This is a genomic window from Shinella agrisoli, from assembly GCF_046557955.1.
Classification (GTDB): Bacteria; Pseudomonadota; Alphaproteobacteria; order Rhizobiales; family Rhizobiaceae; genus Shinella.
On sequence record NZ_JBJIEP010000029.1, the window covers coordinates 55,897 to 65,181 of the forward strand.

Below are 9,285 nucleotides of genomic sequence, written 5' to 3' on the forward strand. Positions count from 1 at the left end.
TTTCGTCCTCAGAATGCCTTGATGGTCGCGATGGAGCGGGTGGCAAGCCGGGTGATGTCCTTCGGATTGTCATGCTCGACGATGAAATGCCTGACCGGCGAACCGGCGAGCGCCTTGGCGAGGTCGGCCCATGGAACGGTGCCGTGGCCGACATCGGCCCAGCCGTCCTCGTCCGCATTCTCGCCCGCCGGCGCGATGTCCTTGACATGCACGGCGGTGATGCGCCCGCCGTATTTCCGGATCCACGCGAAGGGATCGGCTCCGCCGCGGATGATCCAGGCGATATCCGCCTCCCAGGCAAGGTCCGGCCCGCCGGCGAAGATGTGGTCCAGCGGCACGGTGCCGTCCGGCAGCGCGAAGAACTCGAAATCGTGGTTGTGCCAGCCGAAGGTGAGGCCCGCCGCACGGATCGGTGCGCCCGCCTCTTGCAGGCGTTCGCCGAAGGCGCGCCAGCCGGCGGCGTCCGCCGGGCGGTCCTCCGGCAGGAGATAGGGGCAATAGACCGCCTCGATGCCGAGCGTGCGGCAGATGGCCAGCACGCGGTCGGGCTCGGCCTCCAGCATGTCGAGGCCGAAATGGGCGGTCGGCATGGCAAGGCCGTTCGCGTCGAGATCGGCCTTCACCTGCTGGATGGCCGCGTCGTCGAGCGAGGCATAAAGCGCGCCGTATCCTTCGACCTGCTTGTAGCCGGCATCGGCGAGGATGCGGAACACCTCGGCGAAGGGCTGGAAATTGCGGGCGCTGTAGAGCTGGAAGCTGACTGTCTGCATGGATGTCTCCTCGTGCTATTCGGTTTGCGTCTGGCAGGAATGAAGGTCGAGCCAGCGGAATTCTGGGACCGCGCCGCTTTCCGCGGGCGTGAAGACGACGGTGCGGCGCTCGCCGGCCGTGAGGTCGAAGGCATTGTCCGACCAGCGGCCGGCGACGTCCGCCTCGATCATGACGTGCAGCGCAAGGCCGGTCGCCGAGGCGGTAACCGCGAAGCTGCCGTTCTCGCGCTGCGAAACGTCGAGCCTGAGGCCGGAGGCTTCGAGGTCGAGCGCCTTGTAGTTGACCGAGACGTGGTGTCCCTCGCCCCGCATGCCGTTCGAGGCTTCGAAGGACCAGAAGAGCAGCGTGTCCTCCGGCAGGTCGGCGGAAAAGACGGAGAACAGCATCTCCGCCCTGTCCGGCCCGCATCGCCCCTCGACGCTGCGATAGGGCCGGCGCTCGCCGGAAAGCGAGACGAGCCAGGTCTGAAGCTTCACCCCGACCTCCTGCGCCGTGTCGTTGACGACGGAAAAGCCGATGGTCTCGCCGTCCTTGGAGGGGATGGCGGCGACCGCGACGGGCTGGTAGAAGCGGCGCACCATGTAGTGCATGGCCTTCCAGCTGCCGCCGTAGTCGAGGCTCGACCAGGAGGCGACGGGCCAGGTGTCGTTGAGCTGCCAGTAGAGCGTGCCCATGCAATGGGGCTTCAGCGAGCGCCAGTATTCGACGGCCGTGCGGATGGCGAGGCCCTGCTGGATCTGGCTGAGATAGACGAAGCTGGCAAAATCCTTCGGAAAGCGGAAATAGCGGAACATCGTCCCGGCGATGCGCTCGTTGCCGCCGGCGTTCTTCTGGTGGCTCTCCATCACCGGCGAGGCGATGTTCATGTCCTTGCGCTCGGCGAAGGTCCTCATGACCGGCATGGACGTATAGGACTGGAAGCCGAATTCCGAGCAGAAGCGCGGGCGCACCGTGCGGTAATTGTCGAACGACTTGTTCTCGTGCCAGACGGACCAGTAGTGCATGTCGCCGGAGCCGTCCGCATGCCAGGCGTCGCCGAAGTCGAGATAGCCGGAGGCCGGGCTGGAGGGCCACCAGACCGCGCCGGGCGCGGCCTTCTTCACCGCCACCTCGATGGTGCGGTTGAGGCGGTCGTAGGAGACGAGATAGCGGTCGCGGTCCTTGCGGCTTTCCTCGAACCATGTCAGCGCGCCGACCAGCTCGTTGTCGCCGCACCACAGCACGATGGAGGGATGCGAGGCGAGGCGCCTCACCTGGTAGTCCACCTCGGCGGCGACGTTGTCCAGGAACTCGACGGTCGAGGGATAGAGGTTGCAGGCGAACATGAAGTCCTGCCAGACCATAAGGCCGAGCTCGTCGCAAAGGTCGTAGAACCAGTCCGGCTCGTAGAAGCCGCCGCCCCACACGCGGATCATGTTCATGTTGGCGTCGACGGCCGATTGCAGGAGGTCGCGCACGCCGGCCGGACGGATGCGCGAGGGCAGCGCGTCGGCGGGTATCCAGTTGGCGCCGCGGCAGAAGATCTCGCGGCCGTTGATTTTCAGCGCGAAGCGGCTGCCCGCCTCGTCCCTGTCGGTGACGAGCTCGACCTGCCTGAGGCCGAAGCGGCGCACGACCGTCTCGGAGGGCGTTTCGACCCGCACGGCATAGATCGCCTGCTCGCCATGGCCGGCCGGCCACCAGAGCGCGGGTTTCTCGATGCGGAACATGTGCGTGAGCTGCGTCTCGCCGGCCTTGACGCCGATGTCGAGCCGCACCCGCTCCTCGCCGAGCGCGAAATGCACCGGCAGGATGCCGGGCTCCTGCGCGTGGAAAACGGCGGTGACGTAGAGATCGACCGCGCCGTCCGCATGGTGGAACTGCCGGGTCGTGACATGCTCGATGCGCGCCACGTCCAGCTTGCGCAGGACGATCTCGCCGTAGATGCCGAGCGGCGCGATGGCGATGTTCCAGTCCCAGCCGAAATGGCATTGCGGCTTTCGCAGCATGTTGCCGTTCGGGATCGGCGAGTTGCCGGTGGACCAGGGAATGAAGAACGGCTGCTCGGCCTGCCGCAGGGCCCCGGCCGCGATGGCGGAATGGATCAGCACCCTGATCGTGTTCTCGCCGGCCTTCAGCGCATCGGTGACGTCGGGCCGGTAGCGGCGGAAGCAATTGTCGGTGTCCTCGACCAGCACGCCGTTCACATAGACGGAGGCGACCGTATCGATGCTCGCGATGTCGAGATACCAGCTGCCCTCCAGCATCTCGGGCGCGACCTCGAACCTGCGCTCGATCGCCCAGTCCTTCCGCGCCACCCATTGCACGTCCCGCTCGTTGCGGCCGGCATAGGGATCGGGGATGAGGCCGGCGTCGAGAAGCGCGCTGTGCACGTCGCCGGGCACGCGCATCGGCGCGGTGTGCGCCGCGTCCGTGCTGGTGAGGGTCCAGGTGCCGGAAAGGTCGATGGCGGTGGTGTCGGAGGTCTGGGTCATTCGAATATCTCTGAGGCGTGTATGCGGGGAGCCACCCCCCTCTGGCCTGCCGGCCATCTCCCCCTCACGCGGAGAGATTGGCAGGATGAAAAGACGGCACTCAAACCGCAACGTCCACGATGGGCGAAACGTTGCTCCATCCGGTCTCCCCCCTTGAGGGGGAGATGCCCGGCTGGGCAGAGGGGGGTAGTCGCCATGCCTGCCACCCTAGATCCGCTCCTCCGTCCCCGCATCGAACAGCGAGGCGAGGCCCATGTCGAAGGCGAGGCGCACCGCCGTGCCAGGCGCGAAGCGCCGCGAACCGCCGACGCGGACGGAAAGGGTATGGCCGGCGTGCTTCAGCCAGAGGAGGTTGTCGGCGCCCATCGGCTCCTCGATGTCGACCGTCGCCTGGTGGGTCTCGGCGCCCGGCACCTCCTCGTTGACCTTCACATGCTCCGGCCGCACGCCGAGCACGACCTTGCGGCCCGGCGGCAGCGCCTCGCCGGCCTTGTAGCCTTCGAGCGAGAAGTCCACGCCGTTCGTGACGAAGACCGGCCGGCCGCCCCGCTCCGCGATCTCACCGCGCAAGAAATTCATCGACGGCGAGCCGATGAAGCCGGCGACGAACATGTTCTTCGGCACGTTGTAGATCGTGTTCGGATCGGCAAGCTGCTGGATGACGCCGCTCTTCATGATGGCGATGCGGTCGGCGAGCGTCAGCGCCTCGATCTGGTCGTGGGTGACGTAGATCATCGTGTTCTTCAGCGACTGGTGCAGCCGCTTGATCTCCACGCGCAGCTCCGAGCGGAGTTTCGCGTCGAGATTGGAGAGCGGCTCGTCGAACAGGAACACGTCGACGTCGCGCACCAGCGCCCGGCCGATCGCCACGCGCTGGCGCTGGCCGCCGGAAAGCTCGGAGGGCTTGCGCTTCAGAAGCGGGCCGATCTGCAGGATTTCGGCGGCGCGGGCGACGCGCTTGTCGATTTCGGCCTTCGGCATCCTGGCGACCTCAAGGCCGAAGGAGAGGTTCTTTTCCACCGTCATCTGCGGATAGAGCGCGTAGGACTGGAACACCATGCCGATGCCGCGGTCCTTGGGCTCCTCCCAGGTGACGTTCCTGTCCTTGATGAAGATCTGCCCGCCGGTCGGCTCGAGGAGGCCGGCGATGCAGTTGAGAAGGGTCGACTTGCCGCAGCCGGACGAGCCGAGGAGGACGAGGAACTCGCCGTCGCCGATGTCGAGGTTGAGGTTCTCCAGCACGTTGACCGCGCCGAAGCTCAAAGAAAGATCCCTGATGGATACGGAATGCTGCATGGCTTAACCCTTGACTGCGCCGGCGGCGATGCCGCGGACGAAGAGCCGTCCCGACACGAAGTAGACGATGAGCGGAACCGCGCCGGTGAGCAGTGTCGCGGCCATGTTGACGTTGTATTCCTTCACCCCCTGGACGGAGTTGACGATGTTGTTGAGCTGCACGGTCATCGGGTAGTATTCCGGCCGGGTGAAGACGACGCCGAAGAGGAAGTCGTTCCAGATGCCGGTGATCTGGATGATCATCGCCACGACGAAGATCGGCAGCGACATCGGCAGCATGATGCGGAAATAGATCTGCCAGAACCCCGCCCCGTCGATGCGCGCGGCCTTGAACAGCTCCTCCGGCAGCGACGTGAAGTAGTTGCGGAAGAGCAGCGTCAGGATGGGCATGCCGAAGATCGTGTGCACGATGACGAGGCCGGTGAGCGTGCCGTAGATGCCCATCTCCCTGAGCACGATGACGATCGGGTAGATCATCACCTGGTAGGGGATGAAGGCGCCGACGATGAGGATCGTGAAGAAGATGTCGGCGCCCTTGAATTTCCAGTTGGCGAGCGCATAGCCGTTCACCGAGGCGACGAGGATCGAGATCAGCGTCGAGGGGATGGTGATGCGCACGGAATTCCAGAAGCCGCGCGAAAGGCCGTCGCAGTTGAGGCCCGTGCAGGCGCTCGCCCAGGCCTTGGCCCAGGGCTCAAAGGTGATTTCCAGCGGCGGCGAGAAGATGTTGCCGAGGCGGATCTCCGGCATGCCCTTGATGGAGGTTACGATCATCACGTAAAGCGGCAGGAGGTAGTAGAGCGCCGCCACGACGAGCGTGCTGTAGAGCATGATGTTGCGGCCGGAGAGCACGCGGCGGGGCTTCGGGCCGCGGGGCTCGACGCCGGCCCTGGCGGCGGCGGCGAGCGCGGGGCCGGCTTTGAGGGCGACGGTATCAGGCACGCTTGCGTCCTCCGAATTCGAGATAGGCCCACGGCACGATGATGATGGCGACCGTGACGAGCATCATGGTGGAGGCGGCAAAACCCTGCCCCAGGTTCTGCGCCTGGAACATGTAGTCGTAGACGTATTTCGCCGGCACCTCGGAGGCGATGCCCGGACCGCCGCTCGTCTGCGCCACGACGAGGTCGTAGACGCGCACGATGCCGCTCGCGATGATGACGAGCGTGGTGATGAAGACGGGGCGCATCATGGGGATGACGATGAAGAGGTAGGTCTTCCACATCGGGATGCCGTCGACGCGCGCGGCCTTCCAGATGTCCTCGTCGATGCCGCGCAGGCCGGCGAGCAGGAGGCACATGACGAGGCCCGTGCCCTGCCAGAGCCCCGCGATCAGCACGCCGTAGATAACGATGTCGGAATTGTAGAGCGGGTCGAAGGTGAAGCCGTCCCACCCGAGCGAGCGCACCACCGACTGGACGCCGAATTCCGGATTGAGGATCCATTGCCAGACGAGGCCGGTGACGATGAAGGAGAGCGCGAAGGGATAGAGGAAGATCGTGCGGAACGTGTTCTCGAAGCGGATCTTCTGGTCCATCAGTGCCGCCAGCACGAAACCGATCACGAGGCTGAAGACCAGCGTGAAGACGCCGTAGATGGCGAGATTCTGGATCGAGACGATCCAGCGCGGCGCCGCCCACAGGCGCTCGTACTGCTCGAAGCCGACGAAGTTCGCGCGCGGCAGCAGCTTGGAATTGGTGAACGAATAGACGACCGTCCAAATCGTGCCGCCGAGGAAGATGACGACGGCGGTGAGCATCATGGGAATGGAGGCAATCTTGGAACTGAGATTGCGCAGCAATCTGTTGGGGCGACCGGTGTGTGCCTGGCCCGTCATGGGTCACTCCTCCTTGGTCTCGATCAGAGGTGACGGCGCCCTCCTCTTCCGGGCGCCGGAACCGGCCGGCGGCGATGCGCCGGCCAATGTCACGGAAGGCTGATCAATCCGCCGAAGCGATGATGTCGGCGAAACGCTTCTGCGCGTCTTCCGGCGTCATGCCGGGATTGGCGAAGAACTCGGAGAAGAGGTCTTCCTTCTGCTTCTGGCTGTCGGCCGAAAGCAGCTGGTCGGTGCCTTCGATCACGTTGCCCTTGGCAAGGATGTCGAGGCCCTTCTTCATGCAGTCGTTGGCGGCGGCAAGGTCGACGTCGCCGCGCACCGGCAGGGAACCCTTCTTGAGGTTGAAGGCGACCTGCGTCGTCGGCGCCAGCAGCGTGGAGGCCAGCACCTCCTGCGCCTTGGACTTCTCCTCGTCGTCGAGCAGCGGGAAATAGAAGGCGTCGCCGCCCGTCGAGATGATCTCGTTCACGCCGAGGCCCGGAAGGCAGGTATAGTCCTTGCCGGCCACTTTTCCGGCGAGCGCGAACTCGCCCTGCGCCCAGTCGCCCATGATCTGCCCGCCGGCCTTGCCGGTTATGACGAGGTTGGTGGCCTGGTTCCAGTCCTGCACGTTCGTGCCCTTGGACATGCGGCGGGCATCGTCGGCCGCCTTGAAGACCTTGGCGATCTCCGGCCCCGCGGCCACCTCGGCGTCCTTGTCCTTGAAGACCTTGTGGAACGTGTCCTTGCCGGCGATCGCCACCATCAGGACGTCGAAGGCGCCGGCCGCCTGCCACGGCTGCCCGCCGACGGCGAGCGGGATGATGCCGGCCTTCTCCAGCGCCGGCGCCGCGGCGACGAACTCGTCCCAGTTCTTCGGCACGGCGACGCCCGCCTGCTCGAAGGCGGCGTTGGACAGCCACAGCCATTGCCAGGAATGGATGTTGACCGGCGCGCAGTAGATCTTTCCGTCGATCGTGCAGCTGTCGAGCAGGCTCGCCGGCTTGACGATCTCCTTCCAGTTCTCGCGCGTGGCGACATCCGTCAGGTCGCGCATCAGGCCGGACTCGACCAGTTCCTCGGCCTGGCGGCCATGGTTGAACTGCGTGGCGGCCATCGGGTCGCCGCCGGTGATGCGGCTGACCATGATCGGACGGGCCGTGCCGCCGGATCCGGCGATGGCGCCGTCGATCCACTTGTTGCCCGTCGCGTCGAATGCTTTTGCCAGCTCGGCGACGGCCGCGGCCTCCCCGCCGGACGTCCACCAATGGGTCACCTCCAGATCGGTCGCATTGGCTGCGGCGAACGGCAGGACCACGGTCGCTGCCAGGACAGCAGCCATTGAGCGAATTTTCATGAGTCTCCTCCCTCACTGAAACGTTGCCGGAAAAACTTAGTCCAATCGATTTAATCACGCAACCGGCCTTCAGTCGCAATTGCACGATTTCTTTTGGACGACCGCCGCTTGCACGGACGAGCGGACAGCTTTCAAACCATCAAGAGAGCCATAGAATTTGAATAATTTATTGATAAATATAGATAAAGAAAAACAATGCCAACTCCTCTCGAAGGCCGGCATTCGCAGATTCTCGAACGGCGAGTTTGCGGCGCAGCATGAGTCCGGCGCACGGGAAAGAGCGGATTTTCGGAAATTTCGCCTCGACAAAAGGGCTGCATCGTTACAGATTTATGCAGCTCCTCAGCAGGGGTGGCGACCGGGATCAAAATATGTATAACCGGACGCTAATACGGAGAGGCGGCAGGCAGGCGATGGACAAGAAGATGAGCGAGGGCCAGGCGGAAGCGCTTCCGCCTTCGAGCGAGCGGCCGACGCTGAAGACGATCGCCTTCATGACCGGCCTCGGGATCACCACCGTTTCGCGTGCTCTCAAGGATGCGCCCGACATCGGCAGCGAGACGAAGGAGCGCGTGCGCCTCGTCGCACGGCAGATCGGCTACCAGCCGAACCGCGCGGGCGTGCGCCTGCGCACCGGCAAGACCAACGTCATCAGCCTGATCCTCAGCCTGGAGGAGGAGATCATGGGCCTGACGAGCCCGATGGTCGTCGGCATCTCGGAGATCCTGGCCTCGACGCAGTACCATCTCGTGGTGACGCCCTACCGCGCCCAGGGCAATCCGCTCGATCCGGTGCGCTACGTGCTGGAGACGGGAGCGGCCGACGGCGTGATCATCTCGCGCACCGAACCCAAGGACCCCCGCGTCGCGCTGATGATGGAGCGCAACTTCCCCTTCGCCACGCACGGCCGGACGGAGATGGGCCTCGTCCACCCCTATCACGACTTCGACAACGAACGCTTCGCCTACGAGGCGGTGCGCAAGCTCGTCGAGCGCGGCCGCAGGCGGCTGATCCTGCTCCAGCCGCCGCCCTACCTCACCTTCTACCTGCACATGCGGGCGGGCTTCGAGAAGGGCATCCGCGATTTCGGCGCGACCGCGCTGCCGTTCAACGCGGTGAACCTCGACAACAGCCTCTCGGACATCCGCGCGGCGGCCGAGGCGATGTTCGATGCGCCGGACGGGCCCGATGGCATCGTCTCCGGCAGCGGCGGCGGCGCCGTTGCGCTGATCGCGGCGCTTGAAGCCAAGGGCCGCAAGCTCGGACAGGACATCGACATGGCCTCCAAGGAGCCGCAAATGTTCCTGCAATGGCTGCGGCCCGAGGTGGTGACGATGCGCGAGGACATCCGCCTCGCCGGCCGCGAACTCGCCAAGGCCGTCATCGCCCGCATCGAGGGGCGTCCCGCGGAAGAATTGCAGACGCTGAGCTATCCAATCCCGACGGGAGAGGCTTGAGGGAAGGAAGACGGCAGGACCGGCACCGGATGCCGATCCTCGGGTCAAGCAACCGTGGAGTTATGGTTTGAAGGCTGGGTCTGTTCTTGCGATGGCGTTTAGGATCGTGAC

The 9,285-nt window shown here is 65.1% G+C and carries 7 protein-coding genes; 1 reads left to right on the top strand and 6 read right to left on the bottom strand.

Annotation, left to right across the window (positions count from 1 at the left end; all coding sequences use genetic code 11):
- Nucleotides 1-8 precede the first annotated feature (8 nt).
- From ACIIOY_RS23580 to ACIIOY_RS23605, 6 genes are all read right to left on the bottom strand, one after another.
- On the bottom strand, nucleotides 9-770 hold the full coding sequence (locus ACIIOY_RS23580; RefSeq protein ID WP_411037110.1) for a sugar phosphate isomerase/epimerase family protein: 762 nt from the start codon (nucleotides 768-770) through the stop codon (nucleotides 9-11).
- Between the two features lie 15 nt (nucleotides 771-785).
- Complete coding sequence (locus ACIIOY_RS23585) at nucleotides 786-3,245, bottom strand: beta-mannosidase (RefSeq protein WP_411037111.1); 2,460 nt, start codon at nucleotides 3,243-3,245, stop codon at nucleotides 786-788.
- A gap of 207 nt (nucleotides 3,246-3,452) precedes the next feature.
- The gene (locus ACIIOY_RS23590; protein WP_411037112.1) at nucleotides 3,453-4,541 is read right to left on the bottom strand and encodes an ABC transporter ATP-binding protein; all 1,089 of its coding nucleotides are present in this window, start codon (nucleotides 4,539-4,541) and stop codon (nucleotides 3,453-3,455) included.
- Nucleotides 4,542-4,544: 3 nt separating this feature from the next.
- Nucleotides 4,545-5,372: a carbohydrate ABC transporter permease gene (locus tag ACIIOY_RS23595; protein WP_411037121.1), complete on the bottom strand. Its 828-nt coding sequence runs from the start codon at nucleotides 5,370-5,372 to the stop codon at nucleotides 4,545-4,547.
- Between the two features lie 103 nt (nucleotides 5,373-5,475).
- Nucleotides 5,476-6,378: a carbohydrate ABC transporter permease gene (locus ACIIOY_RS23600; RefSeq protein WP_411037113.1), complete on the bottom strand. Its 903-nt coding sequence runs from the start codon at nucleotides 6,376-6,378 to the stop codon at nucleotides 5,476-5,478.
- Nucleotides 6,379-6,481: 103 nt separating this feature from the next.
- Nucleotides 6,482-7,717 carry an ABC transporter substrate-binding protein gene (locus ACIIOY_RS23605; protein WP_411037114.1) on the bottom strand — a complete coding sequence of 412 codons (1,236 nt, stop codon included), beginning with the start codon at nucleotides 7,715-7,717 and terminating at the stop codon, nucleotides 6,482-6,484.
- Between the two features lie 413 nt (nucleotides 7,718-8,130).
- Between ACIIOY_RS23605 and ACIIOY_RS23610 the strand changes: the two genes are divergently transcribed.
- Nucleotides 8,131-9,174, top strand: coding sequence for a LacI family transcriptional regulator (locus ACIIOY_RS23610; protein ID WP_411037115.1), 1,044 nt, complete (start codon nucleotides 8,131-8,133; stop codon nucleotides 9,172-9,174).
- Nucleotides 9,175-9,285: the final 111 nt, after the last annotated feature.

Bases quoted from the DNA above. Each gene is read 5' to 3' on its own strand.
- ACIIOY_RS23580 (WP_411037110.1), bottom strand. From the start codon at position 770: ATGCAGACAGTCAGCTTCCAGCTCTACAGCGCCCGCAATTTCCAGCCC.
- ACIIOY_RS23585 (WP_411037111.1), bottom strand. From the start codon at position 3,245: ATGACCCAGACCTCCGACACCACCGCCATCGACCTTTCCGGCACCTGG.
- ACIIOY_RS23590 (WP_411037112.1), bottom strand. From the start codon at position 4,541: ATGCAGCATTCCGTATCCATCAGGGATCTTTCTTTGAGCTTCGGCGCG.
- ACIIOY_RS23595 (WP_411037121.1), bottom strand. From the start codon at position 5,372: ATGCTCTACAGCACGCTCGTCGTGGCGGCGCTCTACTACCTCCTGCCG.
- ACIIOY_RS23600 (WP_411037113.1), bottom strand. From the start codon at position 6,378: ATGACGGGCCAGGCACACACCGGTCGCCCCAACAGATTGCTGCGCAAT.
- ACIIOY_RS23605 (WP_411037114.1), bottom strand. From the start codon at position 7,717: ATGAAAATTCGCTCAATGGCTGCTGTCCTGGCAGCGACCGTGGTCCTG.
- ACIIOY_RS23610 (WP_411037115.1), top strand. From the start codon at position 8,131: ATGGACAAGAAGATGAGCGAGGGCCAGGCGGAAGCGCTTCCGCCTTCG.